The sequence below is a fragment of the Haloplanus aerogenes genome, from assembly GCF_003856835.1.
Taxonomy (GTDB): domain Archaea; phylum Halobacteriota; class Halobacteria; order Halobacteriales; family Haloferacaceae; genus Haloplanus; species Haloplanus aerogenes.
Window position 1 is genome coordinate 1,652,487 of record NZ_CP034145.1, and the last position, 23,713, is coordinate 1,676,199.

The 23,713-nt window shown below is 66.6% G+C and carries 24 protein-coding genes and 1 pseudogene; 11 read left to right on the top strand and 14 right to left on the bottom strand.

Features of this window, described 5'->3' with window-relative positions; translation table 11 throughout:
- Positions 1–74: 74 nt before the first annotated feature.
- From DU502_RS19200 to DU502_RS08395, 6 genes and pseudogenes are all read left to right on the top strand, one after another.
- Positions 75–227 (top strand): annotated as a pseudogene (locus DU502_RS19200) (SipW-dependent-type signal peptide-containing protein); the annotation flags it as partial.
- A 937-nt stretch (positions 228–1,164) separates the two neighbouring features.
- On the top strand, positions 1,165–1,998 hold the full coding sequence (locus DU502_RS08375; protein ID WP_121918932.1) for a hypothetical protein: 834 nt from the start codon (positions 1,165–1,167) through the stop codon (positions 1,996–1,998).
- Positions 1,999–2,159: 161 nt separating this feature from the next.
- Complete coding sequence (locus tag DU502_RS08380) at positions 2,160–2,978, top strand: hypothetical protein (RefSeq protein WP_121918933.1); 819 nt, start codon at positions 2,160–2,162, stop codon at positions 2,976–2,978.
- Positions 2,975–4,156 carry a hypothetical protein gene (locus DU502_RS08385; RefSeq protein ID WP_121918934.1) on the top strand — a complete coding sequence of 394 codons (1,182 nt, stop codon included), beginning with the start codon at positions 2,975–2,977 and terminating at the stop codon, positions 4,154–4,156. Before DU502_RS08380 ends, DU502_RS08385 begins: the two co-directional genes overlap by 4 nt.
- Positions 4,153–5,316 (top strand): signal peptidase I, encoded by a 1,164-nt coding sequence (locus DU502_RS08390; protein WP_121918935.1) that lies wholly within the window; start codon positions 4,153–4,155, stop codon positions 5,314–5,316. The genes DU502_RS08385 and DU502_RS08390 overlap by 4 nt, the downstream gene beginning before the upstream one ends.
- Entirely contained in the window at positions 5,313–6,404 is a 1,092-nt protein-coding gene (locus DU502_RS08395) for a hypothetical protein (protein ID WP_124897050.1), read from the top strand. Before DU502_RS08390 ends, DU502_RS08395 begins: the two co-directional genes overlap by 4 nt.
- On the opposite strand, the gene DU502_RS08400 is transcribed toward DU502_RS08395, so the two are convergent.
- Both DU502_RS08400 and folP read right to left on the bottom strand, forming a co-directional pair.
- Complete coding sequence (locus tag DU502_RS08400; protein WP_121918937.1) at positions 6,401–7,078, bottom strand: 6-hydroxymethylpterin diphosphokinase MptE-like protein; 678 nt, start codon at positions 7,076–7,078, stop codon at positions 6,401–6,403. The genes DU502_RS08395 and DU502_RS08400 overlap by 4 nt on opposite strands.
- Before the next feature lie 138 nt (positions 7,079–7,216).
- Positions 7,217–8,359: a dihydropteroate synthase gene (gene folP / locus DU502_RS08405; protein WP_121919463.1), complete on the bottom strand. Its 1,143-nt coding sequence runs from the start codon at positions 8,357–8,359 to the stop codon at positions 7,217–7,219.
- A 207-nt stretch (positions 8,360–8,566) separates the two neighbouring features.
- Here folP and DU502_RS08410 point away from each other — a divergent pair, with 207 nt between their 5' ends.
- Together DU502_RS08410 and DU502_RS08415 are read left to right on the top strand one after the other, a co-directional pair.
- The gene (locus tag DU502_RS08410; protein ID WP_121918938.1) at positions 8,567–9,157 is read left to right on the top strand and encodes a hypothetical protein; all 591 of its coding nucleotides are present in this window, start codon (positions 8,567–8,569) and stop codon (positions 9,155–9,157) included.
- Entirely contained in the window at positions 9,154–9,921 is a 768-nt protein-coding gene (locus tag DU502_RS08415) for an RNA methyltransferase (protein ID WP_121918939.1), read from the top strand. Before DU502_RS08410 ends, DU502_RS08415 begins: the two co-directional genes overlap by 4 nt.
- A gap of 91 nt (positions 9,922–10,012) precedes the next feature.
- On the opposite strand, the gene DU502_RS18240 is transcribed toward DU502_RS08415, so the two are convergent.
- Both DU502_RS18240 and DU502_RS08420 read right to left on the bottom strand, forming a co-directional pair.
- On the bottom strand, positions 10,013–10,171 hold the full coding sequence (locus DU502_RS18240) for a 4-coumarate--CoA ligase family protein (RefSeq protein WP_147452886.1): 159 nt from the start codon (positions 10,169–10,171) through the stop codon (positions 10,013–10,015).
- A gap of 103 nt (positions 10,172–10,274) precedes the next feature.
- Positions 10,275–10,718, bottom strand: a complete 444-nt coding sequence (locus DU502_RS08420; protein WP_121918940.1) for a MaoC/PaaZ C-terminal domain-containing protein — start codon at positions 10,716–10,718, stop codon at positions 10,275–10,277.
- Between the two features lie 164 nt (positions 10,719–10,882).
- Here DU502_RS08420 and DU502_RS08425 point away from each other — a divergent pair, with 164 nt between their 5' ends.
- Positions 10,883–12,331, top strand: coding sequence for an ATP-binding protein (locus tag DU502_RS08425; RefSeq protein ID WP_121918941.1), 1,449 nt, complete (start codon positions 10,883–10,885; stop codon positions 12,329–12,331).
- Positions 12,332–12,348: 17 nt separating this feature from the next.
- On the opposite strand, the gene DU502_RS08430 is transcribed toward DU502_RS08425, so the two are convergent.
- Together DU502_RS08430 and gatE are read right to left on the bottom strand one after the other, a co-directional pair.
- Positions 12,349–12,726, bottom strand: coding sequence for an SHOCT domain-containing protein (locus DU502_RS08430; RefSeq protein ID WP_241966752.1), 378 nt, complete (start codon positions 12,724–12,726; stop codon positions 12,349–12,351).
- A gap of 239 nt (positions 12,727–12,965) precedes the next feature.
- The gene (gene gatE, locus DU502_RS08435; RefSeq protein ID WP_121918942.1) at positions 12,966–14,834 is read right to left on the bottom strand and encodes a Glu-tRNA(Gln) amidotransferase subunit GatE; all 1,869 of its coding nucleotides are present in this window, start codon (positions 14,832–14,834) and stop codon (positions 12,966–12,968) included.
- A 182-nt stretch (positions 14,835–15,016) separates the two neighbouring features.
- Between gatE and DU502_RS08440 the strand changes: the two genes are divergently transcribed.
- Entirely contained in the window at positions 15,017–15,931 is a 915-nt protein-coding gene (locus DU502_RS08440; protein WP_121919465.1) for an HpcH/HpaI aldolase/citrate lyase family protein, read from the top strand.
- A gap of 19 nt (positions 15,932–15,950) precedes the next feature.
- Here DU502_RS08440 and DU502_RS08445 read toward each other — a convergent pair whose 3' ends face one another.
- The 8 genes from DU502_RS08445 to DU502_RS08480 form a co-directional block, all read right to left on the bottom strand.
- Positions 15,951–16,517 carry a hypothetical protein gene (locus DU502_RS08445; RefSeq protein WP_121918943.1) on the bottom strand — a complete coding sequence of 189 codons (567 nt, stop codon included), beginning with the start codon at positions 16,515–16,517 and terminating at the stop codon, positions 15,951–15,953.
- Complete coding sequence (locus DU502_RS08450; RefSeq protein ID WP_121918944.1) at positions 16,517–17,206, bottom strand: DsbA family protein; 690 nt, start codon at positions 17,204–17,206, stop codon at positions 16,517–16,519. The genes DU502_RS08445 and DU502_RS08450 overlap by 1 nt, the downstream gene beginning before the upstream one ends.
- Before the next feature lie 74 nt (positions 17,207–17,280).
- Positions 17,281–17,649, bottom strand: coding sequence for a VOC family protein (locus DU502_RS08455; protein ID WP_121918945.1), 369 nt, complete (start codon positions 17,647–17,649; stop codon positions 17,281–17,283).
- A 48-nt stretch (positions 17,650–17,697) separates the two neighbouring features.
- Complete coding sequence (locus DU502_RS08460; RefSeq protein WP_121919466.1) at positions 17,698–18,396, bottom strand: ABC transporter ATP-binding protein; 699 nt, start codon at positions 18,394–18,396, stop codon at positions 17,698–17,700.
- Positions 18,397–18,404: 8 nt separating this feature from the next.
- Complete coding sequence (locus tag DU502_RS08465) at positions 18,405–19,169, bottom strand: ABC transporter ATP-binding protein (RefSeq protein WP_121918946.1); 765 nt, start codon at positions 19,167–19,169, stop codon at positions 18,405–18,407.
- Entirely contained in the window at positions 19,166–20,269 is a 1,104-nt protein-coding gene (locus tag DU502_RS08470; RefSeq protein ID WP_121918947.1) for an ABC transporter permease subunit, read from the bottom strand. Before DU502_RS08470 ends, DU502_RS08465 begins: the two co-directional genes overlap by 4 nt.
- 1 nt (position 20,270) lies before the next feature.
- On the bottom strand, positions 20,271–21,152 hold the full coding sequence (gene urtB / locus DU502_RS08475; protein WP_121918948.1) for an urea ABC transporter, permease protein UrtB: 882 nt from the start codon (positions 21,150–21,152) through the stop codon (positions 20,271–20,273).
- 9 nt (positions 21,153–21,161) lie between these two features.
- A complete protein-coding gene (locus tag DU502_RS08480) occupies positions 21,162–22,472 on the bottom strand; it encodes an urea ABC transporter substrate-binding protein (protein WP_121918949.1) in 1,311 nt (436 codons plus the stop codon).
- A 302-nt stretch (positions 22,473–22,774) separates the two neighbouring features.
- Between DU502_RS08480 and DU502_RS08485 the strand changes: the two genes are divergently transcribed.
- The gene (locus tag DU502_RS08485; protein ID WP_199722644.1) at positions 22,775–23,698 is read left to right on the top strand and encodes an acetamidase/formamidase family protein; all 924 of its coding nucleotides are present in this window, start codon (positions 22,775–22,777) and stop codon (positions 23,696–23,698) included.
- Positions 23,699–23,713 lie beyond the last annotated feature (15 nt).

The window sequence follows — 23,713 nt, forward strand, 5'->3', positions numbered from 1 at the left end:
CGGAGCGCCCGGTACGGCGCGGCCGTGAGGCGGTTCGACGCCGCCGGTGGGTTTCCCCCCGAGGGAGCACTCCCATGACAAAACTCACACTCACTCGCCGCCGCCTGCTCGCCGGTCTCGGCACCATCGGTGTCGCTTCCGCCGGTGCCGGCCTCGGCACGACCGCCTACTTCTCCGACCAGGAGACGTTCGAGAACAACCAGTTGACCGCCGGCGAGTTCGACCTCAAGATGGACTGGCAGGTGACCTACACCGGGCCGAACGGCTTCGAGTACGTCACGGCGTCGCCGGACCAGCTGCAGAACGAAGATATCGATACGCTCGCGCGCGACAACCTGTTTCGCACGATTTCGGGCGCCGACGGCATTCGCGACCCCATCGACTCCCGCGACACCATCGCGAACCGGGCGTTTAGCTCCGACTACGACGACCTCACGGCGGATCAGCAAGCGACCGTCGAGGACGCGTTCCGGTCGCAGTTCGCCGACGTACCGCAGGACCTCTTCGAGATGCGGCCGATCATCGACCTCGACGACGTGAAACCCGGCGACAGCGGCTCGGTGTCGTTCAGCCTGCACCTGTTCGATAACCCCGGCTACATCTGGCTGAACGGCCGGCTCGTCGAGGCGCGAGAGAACGGCCACACCGAACCCGAAGGCGAGGACCCCGACACCGTCGGCCCCGCGGACGAGGTGTCGACGCTCCTCGACAACGACGTGGAACTCTTGGACGAGATCCGAGTCACCGTCTGGTACGACCTCGACGGCGACGCCGAGGTGGACACTGACGAACCCGTCCTGCTCGGCGGGAACGCCGATCCGACCGCGAATCCGACGCTCCGGGACCTGTTCGGGCTCCTGTCGACGGGGAACGGGCTTCCCCTCGACGCCACGGCAGATCCGCAGGCCGGCGCCGTCGACCGCGCTTGCTTCGCCAACTCGACGACGTACTACGTCGGGGTCCTGTGGGAACTCCCCGTCGACCACGCCAACCAGATTCAGTCCGATGGCGTCACCTTCGACCTCGGGTTCTACGCCGAGCAGTGCCGCCACAACGACGGTGCCGGGATGATAGACGCCGACGAAACCACCCCGTCCGAACCGGAGGTCGTGACGGACGACGAGTGATCGCCGCTCGACGCGACGATTACTCGCTTCACCAGCGATGGACCGGACTGACACGCCGCCGCTCTCGCGGCGACAGATCCTGTTGGGCCTCGGCGCCGTCGGCGTGAGCGCCGCCGGCGCCGGACTCGGCTCGGCGGGGTATCTCGCCGACAGCGAGCGCGCGCCCAACCTCACCGTCGCCGGCGGCCTCGACATCGCCGTCGGCTACCGGTCGACGTACAACGGCGACCTGCTGGGTGCCGCACCCGGCGGCACCGACCCCCGGGCGGACTGTGAGGCGGCCGGCCTCGTCGACGGCGACGGTGTGCCGGTCGTCGACCTCGCGGACGTGAAACCCGGTGACTGCGGGACGATCACGGCGGCGCTGCACGTCTGCGAGAACCCCTCGCGGCTCTGGCTCGCCGTCGATCTGGTCGACGCGGCCGAGAACACGTATCGGCCGGAGGAGATCATTGCGGGCGACGAGACCGCCGACGCGGGCGAACTGCAGGAGTTGGTCGAGGTGACGGTCTGGATCGACGCCGACGCCGACGGCGTCGTCGACGAGGCCGAACGCGTCGTCTACGAGGGCACGCTCGCGGGGCTGGCGACGGTGACGGCCTCGGGCGTCCTCCTGACGGCCGACGACGACGGTCCGACCTGCGCGGAGGGTATCGTCACCGTCTCGGTCGCGTGGTGTCTGCCGCTCGACGGCCCGGATCACAACCGCGCCATCACCGACACCGTCGCGTTCGACTGCCGGTTCGCGGCGGTCCAGTGCCGGCACGATCCGACCGGCTGGAACCCGTTCGGCGAGGGTGACGACCCGCCGTCGTCGACGGGCACAACTGGCAACGAAACGACGGCTCCGTCGGCCGATTCGGTCGGGTAGGACGATCCTACTGTTGCCGAACGAAGGGTACGGAAGCTATACCTAATCCCCATCGCCGCGCACTGTCGCGGTAACCCACGTTGGATGCGGGTTTCCGGCGCTGCCGGAAGCCGGTTACGGCGGTTCGACTCCGCCGGTGGGTCTCCCCCCCGGAAACTTCAATGACACACGGTTCACCACTCACACGACGGGAAATTCTGGCCGCCATCGGTGGCGTCGGCCTCCTCGCGGCCGGGCCGCGGGTAGCCGGCGCCCTCGGCTCCGACCCGTCGTTTACGCAGTACACGTACGCGCAGACGTCCGGCCCGGACCTCCGGGTCGCGTGGTACGAGCGGTACAACGGCGTCCTGCAGGAGGAGAGCAACCTCTTTTCCGACGGGCCGCCGCTGACGAACTCCTCCGACGCGTTCAACCAGTCGGGGGACGCCGGTCGCTTCGTCGACGTGACGGGGACGGACGCCGTCGCCACGGGGCCAGTCCTCTCCATCCCCAACGCCCAGCCGGGCGACGAGGGGCTCCTGCTGATCGGCCTCCGGGCCGAGGACGCTGCCGCCCGCGTCTGGCTCAGCGTCAGCGCGTACGATTTCGCCGAGAACTCGCTCGTCGAACCGGAGCGAGCCGAGGGCGACACCGACGACGAGGGTGAACTGCAGGACTACGTCGACGTGGAATGCTGGTACGACACCGGCCGCCTCGGCGTCGGTGGCTGCAACGGCGAGCGGGATTTCACCGAAGAGGCCGTCGTCGCCGCCGGCACGCTGGCCGAGGTGAGCGACGCCCTCACCGGCGGCGTCCCGCTCGATTTCGGCCTCGTGGGCGACGCCTGCATCGAGGCGGACACGCAACGCTGTCTCGCGCTTCGCTGGCGCATCGACCCCGCGGTGACGAACGTCATCCAGAGCGACTCCGCCAGCCTCGACATCGCCTTCGCGGCCACGACGTGTGACGACGCGACGAACCCCTTCGGAGGCGAGCGATGAGCGGCGACGACGGCCTCCGGATGAACCGCCGGCGCCTGCTGACCGCTATCTCGACCGTCGGCGCTGTCGGCGCGCTGACCGGACGCGGCGCCGCCGCGTACCTGACCGACCGCGAGGCGTTCGCCGATAACCGCATGACTGCGGGGTCGGTGACCCTCGCCACAGACGGCGTCGACACCGGACAGGCGAGTCTCGGGTTCACTATCGACGACTACGGCTTCGCGAACCGCGACGCGGAGACGGTCTGTCTCGGCCTCGGCGAGGACTCGAACCCCGGCTGGGTGTGGATTCGGGCCTGTCCCGACCAGTCCGTCTTCGAAGACGCTCTCGACGCCAGCCTGACCGTCGACGACGAGACGGTTTACTCGGGATCACTCGGCGGCCTCTTCGCGTATCTCTCCGGATCGGACGGCGGCGGCGTCCTCCTCACGGCCCTCGCGGGCGACGGCGACCCCGTCAATCCCGGCGCGGACAGCGCAGTCTGTCTCACGGTCGCCATCTGGGCGCCGACGACGCTCGCGGACGAACCCGGCACCGTCCGAGCGCTGAAGGCGGCGTCGCCGTTCACGGTGATCATCGACGCCTACGCCGAGCAGTCCCGACACGTGCCGACGCCGCGGCGACCGGTCGCGGGGTTGAATCCCTCGTTCACGTTCCCCGCGTGTGAACCGACGGGCGGGAGCGAAGGCGACGAGGACGGCGACGGCTACGCCATCAGCAACGTCTCACTGTGTGCATCGGGGCCGGTCGATCCGTCCGGGATCACGTGGACGGTCCTCGACCCCGACACGGGCACGCCTGTGACCGGGAGCGTCGACGAACCGTTCGCTGTGCGGATCGAATCGACCGAACCGATCCAGTACGCCGTCGTCAAGGCGGGGCCGGAGTACCGGCGCTTCGACGTCGGCGGCGCGACGACGTTCACCGTCACCTCGACGGGTGGGACGCTCCTCGACGTGCCGAAGAACTTCGCCCGATGTGCCTGCGAGGGCGACGGCGTCAAACTCGACTGGCTCGATACGACCGACGCCTTCGGGACACCCGTCGCGCTGTCGTGTGGTGACGAATCGGGTGGCAAGCCACCGGAGGACGACGCGAGTGGTGAGGAACCGACCGGGAGCGACGGTGCGCCCGAGACGAGTGGCGGCGGCAGTCCGCCGAACGGAGACGACAAATGACACCAAACATTCGGCAGATGCTGGAGCCCCGGACGATCGGACGAGCGTTGCTCGTCGTCGTCTTGCTGGCTCTGATCGCCCCCTTCGTCGTGTACGCGGTCCCGGCGACCGTCGGCGGCGAGGCGAGTTACGTGGTCCTGACGGCCAGCATGACGCCGGCCATCGCGCCGGGTGACGTGGTCGTCGTCGACGCCGTGCCCGCACGGGACGTGCGCGTCGGTGACGTCATCGTGTTCGAACAGCAGGCAGGCGATTCCATCCCGATCACGCACCGCGTGATCGCGGTCGACCGCCCGGCCGACGCTCCGCCAGAGTTCCGGACGAAGGGTGACGCGAACGAGGACGCGGACCTGTCTCCCGTGACACCCGACCGTCTGGTCGGCCGGGTCATGCTCACCATCCCGCTGATCGGGCACGTCATCCAGTTCGTCGGGACGCCCGCCGGATTCGTCGCGCTCGTGGTCCTCCCGCTCGGCCTGCTGGTCGTCTCCGAAGTCGTCGACCTGCTCCGGTCGGGACGGTCCGGTAACGTGGTCGCGAGCGACGGTGACGACGGTGGTGCTGTCTCGACGGCCGACGCCACTGTCGACGACGCGGCCCAGCCAACCGCCACCCCCGCGGACGATCAGGTCGTGATCACGCCCGCCGATCTGACGCTGACGAGCGTGGCGCTCGGCGCCTTCGCCGTCTACGCCGGCTACGCGGCCCTGCAGAACACGACGACCGTCTCGGTGACGCTCGCCGTCGCCGTCGGGGCGCTCTTTGCCCTCGCGGCTGGCATCCGCCTGTTCGGGCTCGCTGACGAGGGTATCGATGCCGGTACCGTGTCGGCCGCCGCCCCGTCCGTGTACATCCACGACGCCCGCCCGCCCGGCCCGACCGTCGACGTGGCGTCGCCGGCCGACCTGCGAGCCATCGCTGGCGCGCTCGGTCGACCCGTCCTGCGCGACGACGGCGACCGGTACGTCGTCCTCGACGGCTCGGTCACGTACGCCTGCGACGTGCCGGCGGAGCGTGACTGCGAGGACGCAGTCGAGGAGCATCCCGACACCGAACCGATGGTCGACACCGATTCGAGCGTCGTGCCGGCAGCGGCGTCGGCGTCGGAGTCGGCCACGCCCTCGTCCGCATCCCCGAACTCAGGTGGTGCCGGCCGATGACGGCGGCCGACCGCCGGGTGTTCCTGCCCGTCCTCGTCGCCTGCTGGCTGACGTTCGCGGCCGCGTTCGGCGGCGCCTACACCCTCGCGGTGTTCAGCGACACTGGCAACGTGGACGCCACCGTCGACGTGTCGGGCCTGCCGGTGATCGAACCGGTCGTGCCGCCGACGCCGCCCTCGGTCGGGGGCTTCGCTGCGGGCAACGACTCCGGCAACGCGACGGTGGCCGGCTTCTCGACGCCCGGCAACGCGCCCGGTCCAGCCGCACCGACCGGGTCGTCCGGCGGCGGTTCGGCTGCCGGCGATGCGCCGACGCTATCGAGCGACAGCGAGTTGGACTCCGCGCCACCTGCACCCACGTCCGCCGGGGACGACACCGACGGTGGTGATGGGAGCGGCGACGGTGACAGCGACACCGATACCGGTTCCGAGACGGGAGACGACGAGTCGAACGTCGGCACCGGCGACGGTGCTGCGTCCGGCGACGACACCGACACCAGTGACGCCGCGGAGACGTCCGATGCCGACGGATCGAACGACGATTCGACGGACGGCACCGAATCGGCGGGCGATAGCACGACCGGGGACGGTGACGACACGGACACGTCGAGTGACGGCGATTCGACTGGCGACGGTGACGGCGATTCGACTGGCGACGGTGACGGCGATTCGACTGGCGACGGTGACGGCGATTCGACTGGCGACGGTGACGGCGATTCGACTGGCGACGGTGACGGCACCGACGGTGGCTCGGACGACGATACCGGCGGCTCGACCGACGGGAGTTCGAGCGACGGTGGATCGGACGACAGCGATTCGGACAGCAGTTCGGACGACGGGTCCAGCGATAGCGGGTCCAGTGCTGGCGACTCGGATGACGGTAGTTCGAGCGACAGCGATTCGAGCAGCGATTCGAGCGACGGCGATTCCGGGAGCGACTCGGGAAGTTCGAGTGATGGCGATTCGGACAGCAGTTCGGACAGTGGCAGTTCGAGCAGTGGCGATTCCGGCGGTTCGAGCGGCGGCGACTCGGGTGGTAGCGATTCCAGTGGCAGCGATTCTGGCGGCAGCGACTCGAGTACCGATTAGATCGGCTCGATAGCGTCTCGCCGACCGTCGAGGACGGCGAACGCCTCGCCGCGACGGCGTTCGAGCCAGTGGAGCAACCGTTCGGCCCACAGCAGTTTCTGCCGTTTCACTGCGCCGACGCTCTCGTCGTCGAAGTCCCACCCCGGGAACCGGAGTGACGCGGCGTCGAAGGCGTCCGCGAGGAAAGCTCCCCGGTCGCCGTCCGTGAACCCACCGTAGTTTCGGACCGGTCCGCGGGGTTCGGCCTGTGTCGTCGGCAGGACGTGTTCCCCCTCGAAGCGCGGGACCCAGCGCTCGATTGCGGGGATATTGTCGCCGTGGGCGTGGACCGCGACTGGGACGCCCTCGCGGGTCAACTGGCGGGCGGTGGCGGGCGTCTTGTCCAGATCGGTCACCATCAGATCGACGGCGACGCCGGCCTCGCGGAGATGGTCGGCGGCCGTCGAGGCGGCGATCACCACGTCCGCGTCGGCGGCGATACTGGTTTCGTCGACGAGTGAGGGACCGGCACCGGCGACGGCGACGGTGGCGCCCTCGATCCGGTCGAGTCGCGATTCGTCGAAGCGGGTCACGAGGTCGGCGAGGCGGTCACGGGCCCGTTCGTCGGCCGAGCGGTCGTAGCCGAAGTCCGCGAGGATGCGCTCGTACACCGGGTGCCACGTCCGATAGTTCATCGCTCGGTCACCGAGACACCCGTCGCTGGTCGGGTAACAATAAGACCACAATAGCCGGCACGACACCAAGTACCCCTACCCGTGTGCCGCACCGGCTTCCACGCCGTTTGTTTCGAAGCGTCTGGCATAAGCTTTCTCTTACTCGATACTCTCACCGATAGCGGCCAGCGCCGCGTCTAAGGCGTCCGAGCGCCCCGTTGCAGCCTCGACGATGCCGTCGAGGTCTGCAGGCGTCCCGACCAGCAGGCGGCGGTCGCTTTCGCCGCCCGTGACAGTTACGGGAGTCGACCGGGCGGCGTCGGCGAGCATGTCACGTTCGGCGAGCGAGAGCCCCGAGAGTTCGAACACCCGGCCGACGCCGCGCCGGGCGGCTGCTGCGGTGCCGTCGAGGCGGTCGAGATGGCGCTCCATCTCCCCGACGGTCGTCACGTCGAGTTCCTCGACAGCCACGTCGTCCGTCGATCGGAGGCGCTCCCGTGCGAAGGCATTCCCGACGAGAGCGGCGTCCCGCGTTTCCGCCACGTCGTGCGTGCGGATCACGTGGGCGCCGCGTTCGACGGCCATCGACGTGGCGGCGAGGCTGACGGGCAGGGCTTCCTCGGTCGAGCGCCCGGCGATGTCGCGCAGGAAGTTCTTCCGATTGATCGAGACGAGGATCGGTCGGTCGAGAGCGCGGAACTCGCGGAGACGACGGAAGGTCTCGCGGTCGTCGTCGAGTGTCTTCGCCTCGCTCCATCCGCCGAACGCGGGGTCGACGATGGTCTTGTCGGTGAGGCCCTCGCGCTCGAGGGCGTCGTAGATGTCGTCCACGGCTTCGACAGCGCCGGGACGGGCCAGATCCGGCGGGCTGGCCATCTTTACGACCGCCACGTCGCGTTCGGCACAGACCCGGGGCATCTCCGGATCGGCGAAGCCGCAGATGTCGTTTACCATGTCGAAGCCGGCGTCGAGCGCCGCTTCGGCCACCTCGTGATAGCGCGTCTCGATGGAGAAGACGGCGTCGCCGGTGACGCTCTGGATGGCCTCGACGGCGGTGTCGAGGCGGTCGAGTTCCTCCTCGGCCGAGAGCACCTCGAAGCGCTTGTTCGCGGATTCGAGCCCTACGTCGACGATGTCGGCCCCCTCACCGATCAGGTCCTCGTCGACGTAGGCGGCGGCCTCGCCGGGGTCGTCGAAGACGCTCGGCTCGTACGGCGACTCCTCGCTGACGTTCAGCACGCCCATGATCCGCGGCGGATAGTCGTCACCGATGCCGAGGCCCGCGGCGTCCACGTTTCGCATGAGCGGCTGTGAGGGCGCGACGACCATATGCGGACCGGTCGGACGGGTGGGAGACTCCGAGCGGTGAACCGGTCGGTGTGACGGTCGGACGGGTGGGAGACTCCGAGCGGCGGACCGGTCGGTGTGACGGTCGGACGGATTGTACTCCGACCGCCGCACCGGTCGGTAGCACGCTCTTTTTATCCACCGGGCCGCTATCCGCGACCAATGGCTAAGGTCAGCATCGGGCTTCGTGGCTGGCGCTTCGAGGAGTCCGAGGTGTTCACCGAGGACGGCGAGTTCAAGCCGCTCGACGAGATTCCCGAGGACCCGCGGGAGCGGCTCGTCCGACTCACCTATCTCGTCGAACAGCCTTGCGACGCCTGTTATCTGATTCACGGGGACGAGGAGATCAAGCGCTGCGCACAGGCGGCCATCGTCTACGGCGAACCCGGCGACGAACTCCTGCTGTGTGGCGACCACGAGGCGGATTTCCTCTACTGGTACCGCGAGGACGGTGGGAAAGCCTACCGCGGCGAGCCGACCTTCCGTGACCGGTTCCACGAGTGGTTCGCCGACGGCGGGCGCGCGCCGGAGGGCTACGGCGGGCTGGATCACGTCGAGACCGATCCCGACACCCTCCCTGATCCCCCAGACCCGCAGGAGATCCACCAGCGTCTGAACGAGGACTTCGAGGGCCGACGGATCAATCTGCGAGAAGGGCGGGACGAAGACGACGAGGCCGAAGACGAGGGTGGGGAGAAGGCAGACCTCGACCTCGACGACGTCGACCTCGGAACGGATTACCCGTCGCGATGAGCCGGGAGCCGCCGGTCGTCGTCGTGGTCGACGCCAAGACGCCGGGCAATATCGGCACCATCGCCCGCGCGATGAAGAACTTCGGGCTGTCGGAGCTGAAGCTGGTGAACCCGCCGGAACTCGACCCCGACGGCGAGGCGTACGGCTTTGCCGGCCACGCCCGCGAGGACATCCTGCCGAACGCCGAAGAAGTGACCTTCGAGGAGGTGGTCCAGAACTATCACACGGTCGGCTGTACGGCGATCACCGGCGAGGACAGCCGCCGTCACGTCCGCTTCCCGTTCAAGACGCCGCGGGAGTTGGTGGCGGAGCTGCGGACCGTCGACGCCCCGACGGCGCTGGTGTTCGGCCGCGAGGGTCGCGGCCTCGACAACGAGGAACTGAGCCAGCTAGACGAGGTGTGTTCCATCCCTGCGAGCGCCGACTACCCCGTCCTCAATCTGGGGCAGGCGGCGACCATCCTCCTCTACGAACTCCGGGAGTTGACGGTCGAGGAGACCCAACTGCCCGACGTGGCGCGCGAGCGAGCGGACGAAGCCGACATCGAGCGCTTCCACGACTTCGTTGCGGACTTTCTCGACGCCAGCGGCTACAAGCCGGTCAAACGGGACAAGACGCGCCGGCTGGTCCGACGGCTCGTGGGTCGCGCCCACCCGACGGATCGCGAGATTCACACGTTGCTCGGCGTCCTCCGCCGGGCGACCGGCCAGCTCGAACACCGGTCGGAGCTACTGGCGGAGTACGACGAGCCGGATCGGTGGTGAGGGTGGGGCCCTCATAGGGGGATCGTAACTGTCCGTAGATTCTCGCCGGGACGATCCGGCGAGAATCTACGATGACTTCCGATACTCCCTATCAGACCACGCCGAGGGCGATCGCGAAGAACAGCAACGCGGCTAGCCCGAGTACGACGTGCCCCGCGACGCCGACGAGCGCCGCGAGGCCCGCGGCGACGCGTTCGGGAATCGTCAACGGTGCGCCGAACGCCTGGGTTTCGACGGAACGGATACTCATGCTGTGTCACCTCAAGTGACGATCGGCACGGGAATACGATAGCCATCCCGCCGATTCCACGATGGCGGGAATCGGCGACACCGATTCCCAGCGACTGGGATCGTCACTCCCGTGCGACCAACACCAGCGCCTCTATCGCGAGGACGGTCTTCGCGCCGTCGTTCGCCGTCGTCTCGACGCCCCAGCGGACGACGCCGTAGTCGTCGGTGCTGCTCGCCTCGTCGACGCCGTGGATGGTCGAGTGGATGGTGAGTTCGTCGCCGGGGACGACAGGCTTGGGCCAGCGGAGGTGATCGAGCCCTTTCGCGCCCAGCGTCGCCGTCTCGGCGAGGAAGCCGTCGACGAACAGCCGCATCGACATCGCGGCGGTGTGCCAGCCGCTGGCGATCAGGTCGCCGTAGATGGAATCGGCCGCGCGGTCCGGGTCGGTGTGGAACCACTGCGGATCGTACCGCTCCGCGAAGTCGAGAATCTCCGTCTCCGTCACCTCGTAGGTGCCGTACGACTCGCCGTCCCAGCGGTCGATGTCGTCGAAAAAGACCGTCATGGTCGGTCGTCGCGGGCCGGGGTGAAGTGCGTTGCTGTCGATAAACTATTTGCCGCGATACGAATCGCCGCGTGACCGCCGACTGGCTGCCGCTACCGTCGAGAAAAATCATCGCTGATAATTTTTCCACAATCTCTTAATTCCGGTCGAGTGTATGCGGCATAATGCCCGACACGGCTAGCGAGCGGATTCGCGTGCTGTGCGTCGCCGACCGGGACGAGGCCGGCGAGACGGCAGCGATTCTCGAACGTGAAACCGATCGATTCGACGTGACGACGGCGGCAGGTGTCGAGGCGGGGCTGGCCCGTCTCGACGGCGCGACCGACTGTATTGTCTCCGGCTACGATCTGTCCGATGGGACTGGACTCGACTTGTTGCGGGCCGTCCGCAAGCGGTCGCCCGATCTACCCTTCATTTTCTTTACCGATATGGGGAGCGAGGCCGTGGCCAGCGAGGCCATCTCGGCTGGCGTCACGGACTACCTCCGTCGGGACGACGAGATGGATCGACACCCGATTCTGGTGAACCGGATCTGGACTGCCGTCGGACACGACCGGAACCGGCGCGAACGCGAAGCGCGACAGGCCGAACTCCGCCGGAGCGAGCGACGCCTCGAAGCCGTCTTCGAGGACCCGAAGATGCTAGTCGGTGTCCTCTCGCCGGACGGGCGGTTACGGAAGGCCAACCGGACGGCGATGGAGTTCGTCGACGCCGACCACGAGGATCTGGTCGGCCGGCCGTTCCACGAGACGCCGTGGTGGTCCGACGACCTCCGCGAGGACGTGCAACGCTGGATCGAACGCGCCGCTGCTGGCGAGTACGTCGAGTACGAGGCCGACCACAAGCACGGCGACGACGAGATTCGAAGCGTGAGCGGTACCATCCGCCCGGTTACGGACGAGGCGGGTGAAGTGGTCTCGCTCATCGCATCCGCGCGCGATATCACCGAACGGCGGACCAACGAACGCGAACTCCAGCAACGAAACGACCGTCTCAACGATGTCGCGAGCATCGTCTCCCACGACCTCCGAAGCCCGCTGAACGTGGCCAGCGGCCATCTGGCAATCGCGCGAAGCGGTGACGACGACCACCTGTCCGAAGTGGCCCACGCGCTCGACCGCATGGAGGAACTCGTCGACGACCTGCTGACGCTCGCCCACGAGGGCGAACGGGTGAGCGAAATCGAGACCGTCGACCTCGCGGCGATGGTTCGGGACTGTTGGCGCAACGTCTCGACGACTGAGACGGCACCGCAGGTCGACACCGACCTCGTGATCCGAGCCGACCCGGATCAGCTCCGACATCTGCTGGAGAATCTCCTCGGCAACGCACTCCGCCACGGCGGCGCCGACGTGGCCGTCACCATCGGTGACCTCGACGGCGGGTTCTACGTCGCCGACGACGGTCCCGGGATTCCCGAGGCCGACCGCGAAGCGGTCTTCGACAGTGGGTACTCCACTGCGGCTGAAGGGACGGGCGTCGGGCTCTCTATCGTTCAGCGCATCGTCGAGGCCCACGGCTGGGAGGTAGCCGTCACCGAGAGCGAGACGGGAGGCACTCGCTTCGAAATCACGGGCATCGAGTGCGAATCGTGTACGCCGACGCCGAACTGATCGTACCGCCGGCAGTATCAGTGCTCGTCCCGGTTCAGCCTCTCACGACGCCGTTCGTACTCCTCGTCGCTCAGGTCGCCGCGGGCGTACGCGAGTCGGAGTTCTTCGAGCGCCTCGCCCGTCCCACCGTCCGACTCCGTCAGCGCCCGATAGACGAAGTAGCCGACGCCCACGACGACCAAGAGTGTGAGCACGCGACCCAGCAGGCCGGCGAGCAGCCACCACCCGGACCCGGACTGGCTGCCGCCCCACATACCGCCGCCCCACATGCCGCCACCCATCATCGGCCCGCCCATCATGCCGTACCCCATCCCCATCGTCAGCAGGGGAAGGAGGATCACCGCTGCGAGAAGCAACAGGAGGACGGTCTTGGCATCGAAGCTATCCGACGCCACGAGTTAGGACCCCTCCACGATGCCGGCACGTCGGTCCGGAGCACGTGACGCTCGCGTGACGATCTGGACCAGTCCACGTTCTGTCGGTGCCGTATCGCACATATTATGAACTACTGACAGGAGCTACTTAACGATATGGGGTGTTCTAAGGGGGATTTCGATATGCCGGTGTCCGAATATTGGGTCATTCGCACACGTACGGAACGAAACCCGGAGTCGTGAATGGCGGTCGTCGCGCGTTACGCTCGCTTGCCGATCTCCTCGCGGAGCACGTCGCTGACGATTTCGCCGTCGGCCTTCCCGCGGAGAGCGCCCATGCACTCACCCATGAGCGCGGAGAAGGCGCCCATGCCCTCGCTTTCGACCTGATCGGCGTTGCGTTCGACCACCTCGACGACCGCCTCGCGCACCTCGTCCTCGGAGACGCCGGAGAGTCCCGCCTCCTCGACCGCCTCCTCGGCCGTGAGGTTCGGGTTCTCCGCGAGCGTCGTGAGTACCTGATCCACGCCCTCCTTGGCGAGGTCGCCGTCCTCGACCAGCAGGAGGACCGCGCGGAGGTGGTCGTCGGTGAGGGTCTCAACTGGCACGTCGTCGCGGCGGAGTTCGGTCAGCGTCCCCTCCAGCACCCCGGCGGCGAAGGTGGCGTCGACGCCCGCCTCGACGATATCCTCGAACAGCGGCATCCGACGGCCGTAGGCCACCTGCTCGGCGAGGCCGGCGTCGAGGTCGTACTCCCGCTGGTAGCGTTCGACCTTCTCCGTCAGGAGTTCGGGCGTCTCCACGTCGGAGGGGTCGAGTTCGACGGGCGGCACGTCGGTCTCGGGGTACATCCTCGCCGCGCCGGGCAGGGGGCGGAGATAGCGGGTCGTCCCCTCCTGAGTCGCGTCGCGAGTCTCCTCCGGCACGCCCTCGCTGGCCGTCTCGGCACGGTCGGCGACGGCCTCGATGGCGAGGTCGGCCGTCTCGGGGTCGTCAGCGACGATGGCGACGGCGTCGTCGGGGCCGGCGTCGACGGCGTCGCGGAGCGCCGCGACTTCCGCCTCGGTGACGCCGTAGGCCGGGAGTTCGTCGGTGTGGAAGATGCCGCCGGCGCCGTGGCGCTTGGCGTGATCGGAGAGTTCCGTCCCGAGGCGGCGGTCGGGCTGAATCTCGTGGCCGACGAGACCGTCGAAGCCGTAGAGTGGGACGGCGGTGACACGGCCGCCTGCGTCGAGGGCACCCCGGATCACGCCGCTGTCCGTCTCCGCGAACACCTCGGTCACGTCCTGTGTCTCCCCAACCGTGGCGTCACGCTCGGCGAGTTCGGCCGCGATGTCGAGGAGTTCGACCTGTCGACCCACCTCCAGCCGGACGATTTCGTCGATCTGATCGAGCGCCTGCACGCCCTTGATCTCGACACGCGCGCCCTCGGCGATGGAGACGTTCACGTCCTGTCGGATGGTACCGAGGCCGCGTTTGACCGAGCCGGTCGAGCGGAGGAGCATGCCGATGCGTTCGGCGGCCTCGCGGGCCTGTTCGGGACTGCTGATGTCGGGCTTGGTACCGATTTCGACCAGCGGGATGCCGAGACGGTCGAGGCTGTACCGGACGCCGGCCGCCGTCTCCTCGACGCGACCGGCGCTCTCCTCTTCGAGCAGGAGGTCCTCGACGCCGACGGGCCCCTCGCTCGTCTCGATTTCGCCGTCCTGTCCGACGAGCGTGGTGCGCTGGAAGCCAGAGGTGTTCGAGCCGTCGACGACGATCTTGCGCATGACGTGGGCCTGATCGACCGCGGTCATGTCCAGTAGGGTGGCGATCTGCATGGCCACGTCGAGCGCCTCGTCGTCGATCCGGTGGGGTGGTTCGTCGTCCTCCTCGACCAGACAGGTGGTGTCGAACGCCAGATACTCGAATTCGCGGTCGACCTGACTCTCCTCGACCGCGGCCTCGTCGAGTTCGCCGAGTTCGCTCTTCGTCGGGTGAAGATACCGGGAGAAGGTCCGACTCGCTTCCTCGGGCTCCCGACGCTCGGTCGGGCACGCACAGAACAGCTTCGTCGCGGTGTCGAGTTGCTGGTGAATCTCCAGCCCCGCGACGAGTCCGAGCGCGTCGTAGTCGTACTCGCTCATTGCGCGTATCTCTACCCGGCGAGCCTAAAAGCGTTCAGTCTCGGACCGCCGCTCCCACGCTCGATCGTTCCGATTCGACCATTGTCGACAACGGACGAAATTGCGTACGTCAGGCCCCGAAAATACGGAAACTAAGGAATCTTTATCTGGCCGCGAACGGCTTTTATGTAGTGGTGGAAAACATGTCTGAAGACGTTGAACTTCGGCGCACGCAACTTGCGACGCCGGCCAGCGACCCCGACTTCATGGAGAGTGCTTCGCGGAGTGACGCGGACGAAGTCTTCCTCGACCTGGAAGACTCCGTGGCGCCCAACGCGAAAGTCGAGGCCCGTCAGCCCCTCATCGAGGCGGTCGAGGAGCACGACTGGTCCGACAAGATCCTCTCGTACCGGATGAACGGCATCGACACCGAATGGTGGTACGACGACATCATCGAGGTCGTCGGCGCCGTGGGCGACCAGATCGACGACATCATCATCCCCAAGGTCGCCGGCCCGAGCGACATTCACACGGTCGAGAACCTGCTCGAGCAGGTCGAAGTGAACAACGGACTGGACGTCGGCGCCATCGGCCTCGAACCCCAGATCGAGGACGGCGACGGCATCCACAACGTCTACGAGATCGCGCACGCTTCCGACCGCCTCTCCTCGATCATCTTCGGCCCCGGCGACTACTCGGCCGCGATGGGCACGCCCGGACTCGACATCGGGCAGTTCCCCGAGTACCCCGGCCACTACTGGCACCACGCGCTCTCGGAGTGTAACTCCGCCGCGAAGAGCGCCGGTATCCCCTGCATGGACGGCCCGTACGCCGACATCGACGACCCCGACGGCTTCCGCACGTCCGCGGAACGCGCCAACATGCTCGGCTGTGACGGCAAGTGGGCCATCCACCCGAGCCAGATCGAGATCGGCAACGAAGTGTTCGCGCCGGACCCCGAAGTGGCCGAACGAGCCGAGCGCATCGTCGAGGCCTACGCCGAAGCGATGGAAGAAGGCAAGGGCGCCGTCTCCGTCGACGGCCAGATGGTCGACGAAGCGACCAACAAGATGGCACAGGACATCGTCGCCAAGGCCCGCGCGGCCGGCATCCTGTAACTCGGTCTCCCGACTTCTCCTATTTATCGACCGGACAGCCACGGATCTCGCCCCCGCGCATCCCGTCGGCCAGCCAGTAAATCGAGAGCACGAGCGCCGCGAGCGCCAGTAACGCGAACTCCAGGCCGTCCAGCGGCAGGAGCGTCAGAATCCCCGCCGCACCGACGAGCGACAGCAGGCCGGCGAGGACGGCCGATCCGCAGGCCGCACAGCCGGCGCCGAGCGTTCCGAGGAGGACGCCGATCAGGCTTCCGCCGCTCCCCTCCGCCGACAACCGGTGTTCGCGGACGTGGTAGGCGACGAGGGCGATGTCGACGCCGACCAGTAGGGCGACGAGGAGGATAATCGATCCCGTCAGGAGGCTGTACGACGTGCCGACGAAGGGGTAGAGTTCGGGGAGAACCGACGCCGGCACGCGCCCGGCCAGTACGTCGCGCGTGAGCGCGAGGTTCTGCGAGAGGACGAAGCCCGTGAACGCCACCGCGGCGGCGACGAGGGCGACGAGGGCGTAGAGCGGCCCGCCGAGGACGAGGCGGGCCGTGCGACCCATCAGTCGCCAGTCGGCGCGGCGGGTCGGGAGACGCATTACAGCCCCAGCGCCCGCGTCACGAGGTCGAAGCTCACCGATCCCGTCGCGCGCGTCCGATACTGGCCGTCGCGGAAGAGAAAGACGGTGGGCGTGCCGCTCACGTCCGCCGCCTCGGCGGCGTCCACGTCGATACCGACGGCGTCGGCGTACGCCTCGGCTTCGGCGTCGGCGACGACGCCCGCGGCGTCCACGTCCGTCTCGGCCGAGAGGAACGACGCCGTCCGATCAAGCACGTTGTCGGCGTCGAAGGCGTCCTGTTCCGCGAAGTAGTGGCCAAAGAGCGCCCAGAACGCGTCGGCGTCGCGCGCGTAGGTGGCTTCGAGCGCGTGAATCGCGGGGTCGCCCCACGGGTAGACGAGCGGGACGGTCCGCACGACGAAGGCGGCCTGCCCGGTGTCGACGAGTTCCGACCGGATTTTCGGGACGGTGGTGGATTCGAAGGCCGCACACCGGGGACAGGACGGGTCCTCGAAGGCGACGATGGTCGCCGTCGCCTCGGCCGGGTCGGGGCCGAGTCGGGGCTGTGCGGCGAGGTGTTGGCCGACGGGGTGGTCGGCGAGGGTGGGGGTGTCGTCGCTGCCGCTTCCCCCGCCACCGCCACCATCACCGCCGGAACCCCCGAGACACCCGGCACCGAACAGGGCGGTGCCGCTGGCGAGGACGGCCCGGCGGGTCGGATCGTTCATACGCGAGGGAGGTGCGGGAAGGAAAAAGACGCTTCGCCGGGTGTGAGCGCGCGACGCACGACCCGGTCGGCCGCTTATTCGAGCGGTTCGACGAGTTCGACGACGTGACCGTCCGGGTCCTTCACGAACGCGGTGCGGGCACCGGCCGCGGGCTGGTCGCCGGGTTCCTCGACGACGCCGTAGTGGTCGATCTCCTCGAAGGTGGCGTCCACGTCGTCGACGCCGAGCGCGAGGTGGTCCCACGCCGTGCCCTGCTCGAACTCCGTCTCGCCCTCGGTTTCGGAGAGCTGAATCTCGACGCCGTCGGGGTCCGCGACGTAGCGGTTCTCGGTCTCGCCGTCCGGCGTCTCGAACGACCACGACTCCTCGAAGCCGAACTGCTCGTAGAACTCGATGGACTCGTCCGCGTCGGCCACGTTCAGACAGACGTGAATCAGGTTCATTGCGTCTCGACTTCAGCCTCGCCGCCGGTAAAAAGGTAGCTGAATGCCTCAGACGGCGAGGTAGTCCGCCACCGCGTCGACGTCTTCGAGGTCCTCGGCGTCCAGTTCCGTCTCGATCCTCCCACCATCGACGACGTAACACCGCTCGGAGAGTTCGCGGATGACCTGCAGGTTCTGCTCGACGAAGAGGACGGTCACGCCGAACTCCTCGTTGATGTTGGCGATGTCGTCCGTAATCTGTTGGACGATGGAGGGCTGGATACCCTCCGACGGTTCGTCGAGGAGCAGTAGGTCGGGATTGCCGGCGAGGGCGCGGCCGATGGCGAGCATCTGCTGTTCGCCACCGCTCATCGTGCCCGCCTTCTGCCCGCGGCGCTCCGCCAGACGGGGAAAGTAGTCGTAGACGTCGTCGACCAATTTTTCCGACTTGTGTTCGCTGATCGAGAGGCCCATCGAGATGTTCTGCTCGACGGTGAGGTCCGGAAACACGTCCCGTCCCTGCGGGATATACCCCATGCCGAGGCGAGCGCGGCGGTCCGCCGAGAGGTCTGTCACGTCCTCGCCGGCGTACCGAATCGTCCCTTCGTCGGGGGTAAGGAGGCCGATGACCGTCTTCATGAGCGTCGTCTTGCCGACGCCGTTGCGGCCCATGATCCCGACCGTCTCGCCGTCGTCGATGTCGATGTCGATGTCGCGGAGGATTGGCGTGTTTCCGTAGGAGACGTGAACGCCGTCCATCGCGAGGATCGGATCGCTCATTCTCGCACCTCCCCGAGGTAGATGCGCCGCACCTCGGGATCGTTCTCGATGTCTTCGATGGTCCCCTCGGCGAACACCTCGCCGCGGTGGAGCACGGTCACCGACTGGGCGATGGCGCGCACGAAGTCGATGTCGTGTTCGATCACCAGTAGCGTCATGTCCCGGTCCTCGTTGAGGCGGTGGACGTACTCGGCGGTCTTCTCCGTCTCCCGGATCGACATCCCTGCCGCGGGTTCGTCGAGCAGGAGGAGTTCCGGTTCGAGCGCCGACGCCATGGCGATTTCGAGCCACTGTTGCTGGCCGTGCGAGAGGTCCGTAGCCCGAGTGTCGGCGACATCGAGGAGGCCGAACTTGTCGAGGGTCTCCTCGATAGCCGCGTCGATCCGACCGCGGCCCACCTCTCGCTGGAGCGGGATGTGGACGTTCTGGCGGACGCTGAGGTCGCCGTAGACGGCCGGCACCTGAAACTTCATGCTCATGCCGCCACGGGCGCGTTCGTGTTGCGAGAGGCCGGTGATGTCCCGGCCGTCGTAGTAGATGTGGCCCTCCGAGGGACTGAGCTGTCCAACCAGCAGCTTGAGCAGCGTACTCTTCCCGGCGCCGTTGGGGCCGATGAGGCATCTGATCTCGCCGCGCTGGATGCGGAGATTCACGTCGTCGACGGCGACGAGGCCGCCGAACCGCTTGGTCAGCCCGTCCGTTCGGAGCAGGGCGTCCTCGCCGGTGGGCGTCTCCGTGGCCTCGCTTTGACCGGCCGTCACTCCGACTCACCCCCGGGAAGCCGGTCGACGAGCCACGGGAGCCGGCGATACAGCTGTGGCACGAACCCCTCGGGGAGGATCAGGATGACGAATAGGAGCAGGGCACCGAGGATGACCAGCGAGTACTGGCCGCCGAACACCGACAGCTTCTGTGAGATGAAGGCGACGGAGAAGGTGCCGATGATGGCCCCGCTGAGCCACTTGCGCCCGCCGGTAGCCACCCAGATGATGGGGAGCGCGGCGAACGTGAGTCCGAACACGCTCGGGTCGATGTAGTTGCCCCACGAGGCGTAGACGACGCCCCCGAAGCCAGCGAGAACGCCGCCGAAGGTGAACACGCCGAGTTTCATCTTCTGAGTGTTGTAGCCGAACAGTTCGGTCCGGTCTTGGTTCTCGCGGATGCCCACCATCACGTAGCCAACATCGCTGTTGACCAGCACCCGGAGGCCGAGGTAGGTCAACAGGAGCGATCCGACGACGAAGTAGTAGAACGCGGCGTCGGTGATCCGAACGGCGGTGTCACCGACTCCGATGGCGAGGCTGGGTATCTCGGTCATCCCGTTGAAGCCGCCGAGGCGAGCGGCGCCGACGGCCCACTCCTCGCCTGCCGTCTGCCCCATGAACGTGTTCAACACGAGGGTCACGGCCAGCGTGATGATAGCGACGTACACGTCGCTGACCCCGCCGTAGAACATGAAGTAGCCGACGAAGAAGGCGAACGCGCCGGCGACGGCGATTGCGACGACGAGTCCGGCGAGCGTTCCCACCGGCCCGGTCACGTTGATGCTGACGATGCCGAACGTGTAGCCGGCGACACCGTAGAACGCCACCTGACCGAAGCTGAAGATGCCGGTGTACCCCCAGACGATACAGAGGCTGAGACCGAGAAACGCCGACACCAGCAGGTACGCGGTGTTCGAGACGTAGTACGACGATCGGAGCATCGGATAGACGAGCAACAGGCCCACGAGAGCGGTGAAGCCGATCCAGAACGTCCGACCCTGCCCGAGGGTGTTCGGCCCTTCGAGGGCGTTTTGTAGGCGTTCCAGTACGCCGTCCGACGCCGTGCGATCCACGTTCGTCGTCGTTTCGCCAGCCATCTCAGGTTCCCCCTCGAACGTCTTCGAGCAGTCCGGTGATGCCGCGCGGGAGCGCGCGGATGACGAGAATAGTCGTCACGAGCAGCGCCATGCGCCCCGCGAACGTGCCGAACAGGTTCGAGAACACCGCATTGATGAACCCGAGTAGGAGGCCGGCGCCGCTCGTGCCGACCAGCACCGAGGCGCCACCGACGACGACGGTCACGAACGCCTCGACGAGGAACGTCGATCCCATGCCGGGGACGATGGTCATCGTCGGCGCGTAGAGCGCGCCGGTGAGGCCGGCGAGCGCGGACCCGATGCCGAAGGTGAGCAGGTACATTCGGTTGGTATCGGTGCCGAGCGCCCGGCTCATCTCCTCGTCTTGGATCGTCGCGCGGGCACGCGTCCCGAACTCCGTCGAGGTGAACACCCAGTAGAGGACCCCGAGGAGAACGAGGCTCGCTCCAGCGAGCAGGAGTCGATAGGTCGAGTACGAGAACGATCCGTACTGGACCGACCCGAGTGGCGTCCCGATGCTCGGGAGCGAGGAGCCGAAGACGATCCGTAACCCTTGGATCATGATGAGGCTGATCCCCCACGTCGCTACCATCGAGTCGAGGAGGCGACCGTAGAGGCGGCGGATGACGGTGAACTCCAGTATCAACCCGAAGACGGTCGTCAGCGCGACGCCGACGAGCATCGCGACGGGGAGCGGCAGGCCGGCGTGGAAACTGAGTGCCGTCCCGTACGCGCCGACGGTGATGAACTCGCCGTGGGCGAGGTTGATGACGCCCATCATCCCGAAGATGATGGCGAGTCCGATGGCGGAGAGGACGAGAAACCCGAAGCTGTCGATAAACTGGAGGAGCAGGTTGAGTAGCTGCGGGAGTACGGATGCCATCGTGCCCGGTCAGACTCCCCGTGGCGTGTACTGGGTGGTCGGTTCGTCGCTGCTGGCGCCTACCGTTTGCGTCAGGTCACACCCGGGGTACGGTGTCTCTCGGAGCCAGTACGGTTCGACTGCCTGCTGATTCCGGAACGTGATCTCGTGATTCTCGTTCGCCCGAGCCAGCCGGATCTGGTGGGTGACGTGGTGGGTCTCGGGGTCGGTCGTCACCGTTCCCTCCGGAGCCTCGACCGTCATCGGTTCCTCGTCGAGGACCGACAGGATTTCGTCTTGGTCCGTCGTCCCGGCCTTCTCGACGGCCTGCTTGTACAGGTACGTCGTGAAGTAGGAGTTCTGCGCCATCTGTCCGACGTAGTCCGCGTCCGGCCACCGCTCGTAGAAGCGGTCGACGAAGTTGCGGTTCTGCTCGGTCGGAATCTCCTGCATGTAGTTGACGCCGACGTACATGTTCGCGAGCGCGGGTGGGTCGAAGCGCAGGTGTTCGTACCCCTGCGCCATGTTGACCGTGGTGTTCATCGGCACTTCGAGGCCTGCGGCGTTCTTCTGGTTGTAGAAGGACGCGTGGTTCGAGCCGACCAGCAGGGTGACGAGGAAGTCGGGGTCGGCTTCCTGAATCCGGTTGATCGTCGACCCGAACTGGGAGACATCGAGCGGGATGAACTCCTCGTTCATTACGTTCGCGCCGATCTCGTTGGCGATCTTTCGGTACCACGCGGCGGTGATCTGCCCGAAGTTGTAGTCGGCCGCGATGGTGTAGAAGTTGTCTCCGAACTCGTCGGTGAGAAACTCCAGCGTCGTCGAAATCTGCTGTTCCGGGACTGCTCCGGTACACCACGTGTACGTGTCGCAGACGCCACCCTCGTACTGGTTGGTGTAGAAGTACAGTTGCTGGTTCTCGTCGACGATGGGACGGATCGCCTCGCGAGAACTGCTGGCGAACCCGCCGAAGAGCACGTCGACGTTGTCTCGGTTGATGAGCCGTCGGGCGAGTTCTTGGTACCGCTGGTTGTCGGACTGTGGATCGGGAGAGATCATCTCGATCTCCTGTCCGTTGATGCCCCCCTCGGCGTTGATCTCCTCGACGGCCAGCGTCTGGGCGTGGTATTTCTGGATGCCCGTCAGCGCGAAGTTGCCCGATTGGTCCTCGAGGACGCCCATCTTCAGCGTATCGGAGCCGCTACCGCCCCCCATGCTCGAACAGCCTGCGGTGAGGACGAGTGCTCCGGCCGCGCCCGACGCTTGGAGGAACTGCCGTCGGCTCGCTCGCCTGGTCGTCCGCTCGCTCGACTGTTTCGCCGTCGTATCGTTCTGCATCTGTGTCACAGAGTATCTCAGTCAGTAGGGGTAATTATACCTTTCCCTAGGTGGCCAATAAATAGTCACCAATTGGAAGAATAATTAACCGATCATGAGTCTATATCGGGTTCATCTCCTACAAATGGCAATGTTTGTTCCGGAACATGAGGATTAATACTGAAGATCAGCACATTTTTCTCCATTTGACTATTATCGGGGAGGTCTTTTTCTTTTAATCTTTTTGTTCCATATGTGTTTGTAGTCGGGTGATTTAGCAAAAAGATTTAATTATACAGTCGCCAGATGCTGTACCGATTATCGTGACCACACACGAACTAACGGAAGAGATGCAGGGCGAGTACCACTACACCGTCGGGCCGTATCCCGACCCCGTGCTAGAGATCGACCCCGGCGACACCGTCGTAGCCGAGACCCACGATGCCTTCGAGGGAGCCATCGAGACGGAAGACGACCTGCCCAGCGAGGTTCTCGGCGACTACCTCAACCCGCAGAACGGCCCCATCTACGTCGAGGGGGCCACGCCAGGTGACGCGCTGGCCATCACCATCGAGGATATCGAACCCCGCGGGCCACAGCCACGGGGGACGACCTGCACGGTCCCGTACTTCGGCGGTCTCTCCGCGACGGACCGGACGGCGATGCTCCACGACCCGTTGCCGGAAATCGTCAAGAAACTGGAGGTGACCACCGACGGCACCGTCTGGAACGACGACATCACCATCCCGTACGAACCCTTTATCGGGACGATCAGCACGTCGCCGAAAATCGACTCCGTGAACGCCCTGACACCGTTCAAACACGGCGGGAACATGGATCTCCCGGACGTGCGACCGGGGAACACCATCTACCTGCCCGTCGAGGTGGAGGGAGGGTACGTCTATCTCGGTGACTGCCACGCGGCGCAGGGTGACGGTGAACTCTGCGGTGTCGCGCTCGAACACCCGACGAATACGACCATCACGGTCGATCTGATCGAGGACTGGGAACTGGAGTGGCCGCGACTCGAATCGGACGACTTCATCATGAGCATCGGAAGTGTCCGCCCGATGGAGGACGCGGCGCGCGCGGCGTACGCCGATCTGGTGACGTGGATGGCCGACGACTACGGCTTCGACGAGATGGAGGCGTACATGCTCCTGACGCAGGTGGGACACGTCCGCCTCGGCAACATGGTCGACCCGAACTACACGATCGGTGCCGGCATCGACAAGGCGTACCTGTAGCGTTCGAAGCGTCGC

Excerpts from the sequence above, each read along its gene's own strand:
- DU502_RS08375 (WP_121918932.1), top strand. The coding sequence starts at position 1,165 with ATGGACCGGACTGACACGCCGCCGCTCTCGCGGCGACAGATCCTGTTG.
- DU502_RS08380 (WP_121918933.1), top strand. The coding sequence starts at position 2,160 with ATGACACACGGTTCACCACTCACACGACGGGAAATTCTGGCCGCCATC.
- DU502_RS08385 (WP_121918934.1), top strand. The coding sequence starts at position 2,975 with ATGAGCGGCGACGACGGCCTCCGGATGAACCGCCGGCGCCTGCTGACC.
- DU502_RS08390 (WP_121918935.1), top strand. The coding sequence starts at position 4,153 with ATGACACCAAACATTCGGCAGATGCTGGAGCCCCGGACGATCGGACGA.
- DU502_RS08395 (WP_124897050.1), top strand. The coding sequence starts at position 5,313 with ATGACGGCGGCCGACCGCCGGGTGTTCCTGCCCGTCCTCGTCGCCTGC.
- DU502_RS08400 (WP_121918937.1), bottom strand. The coding sequence starts at position 7,078 with ATGAACTATCGGACGTGGCACCCGGTGTACGAGCGCATCCTCGCGGAC.
- folP (WP_121919463.1), bottom strand. The coding sequence starts at position 8,359 with ATGCGAAACGTGGACGCCGCGGGCCTCGGCATCGGTGACGACTATCCG.
- DU502_RS08410 (WP_121918938.1), top strand. The coding sequence starts at position 8,567 with ATGGCTAAGGTCAGCATCGGGCTTCGTGGCTGGCGCTTCGAGGAGTCC.
- DU502_RS08415 (WP_121918939.1), top strand. The coding sequence starts at position 9,154 with ATGAGCCGGGAGCCGCCGGTCGTCGTCGTGGTCGACGCCAAGACGCCG.
- DU502_RS18240 (WP_147452886.1), bottom strand. The coding sequence starts at position 10,171 with ATGAGTATCCGTTCCGTCGAAACCCAGGCGTTCGGCGCACCGTTGACG.
- DU502_RS08420 (WP_121918940.1), bottom strand. The coding sequence starts at position 10,718 with ATGACGGTCTTTTTCGACGACATCGACCGCTGGGACGGCGAGTCGTAC.
- DU502_RS08425 (WP_121918941.1), top strand. The coding sequence starts at position 10,883 with ATGCCCGACACGGCTAGCGAGCGGATTCGCGTGCTGTGCGTCGCCGAC.
- gatE (WP_121918942.1), bottom strand. The coding sequence starts at position 14,834 with ATGAGCGAGTACGACTACGACGCGCTCGGACTCGTCGCGGGGCTGGAG.
- DU502_RS08440 (WP_121919465.1), top strand. The coding sequence starts at position 15,017 with ATGTCTGAAGACGTTGAACTTCGGCGCACGCAACTTGCGACGCCGGCC.
- DU502_RS08445 (WP_121918943.1), bottom strand. The coding sequence starts at position 16,517 with ATGCGTCTCCCGACCCGCCGCGCCGACTGGCGACTGATGGGTCGCACG.
- DU502_RS08450 (WP_121918944.1), bottom strand. The coding sequence starts at position 17,206 with ATGAACGATCCGACCCGCCGGGCCGTCCTCGCCAGCGGCACCGCCCTG.
- DU502_RS08455 (WP_121918945.1), bottom strand. The coding sequence starts at position 17,649 with ATGAACCTGATTCACGTCTGTCTGAACGTGGCCGACGCGGACGAGTCC.
- DU502_RS08470 (WP_121918947.1), bottom strand. The coding sequence starts at position 20,269 with ATGGCTGGCGAAACGACGACGAACGTGGATCGCACGGCGTCGGACGGC.
- urtB (WP_121918948.1), bottom strand. The coding sequence starts at position 21,152 with ATGGCATCCGTACTCCCGCAGCTACTCAACCTGCTCCTCCAGTTTATC.
- DU502_RS08480 (WP_121918949.1), bottom strand. The coding sequence starts at position 22,472 with ATGCAGAACGATACGACGGCGAAACAGTCGAGCGAGCGGACGACCAGG.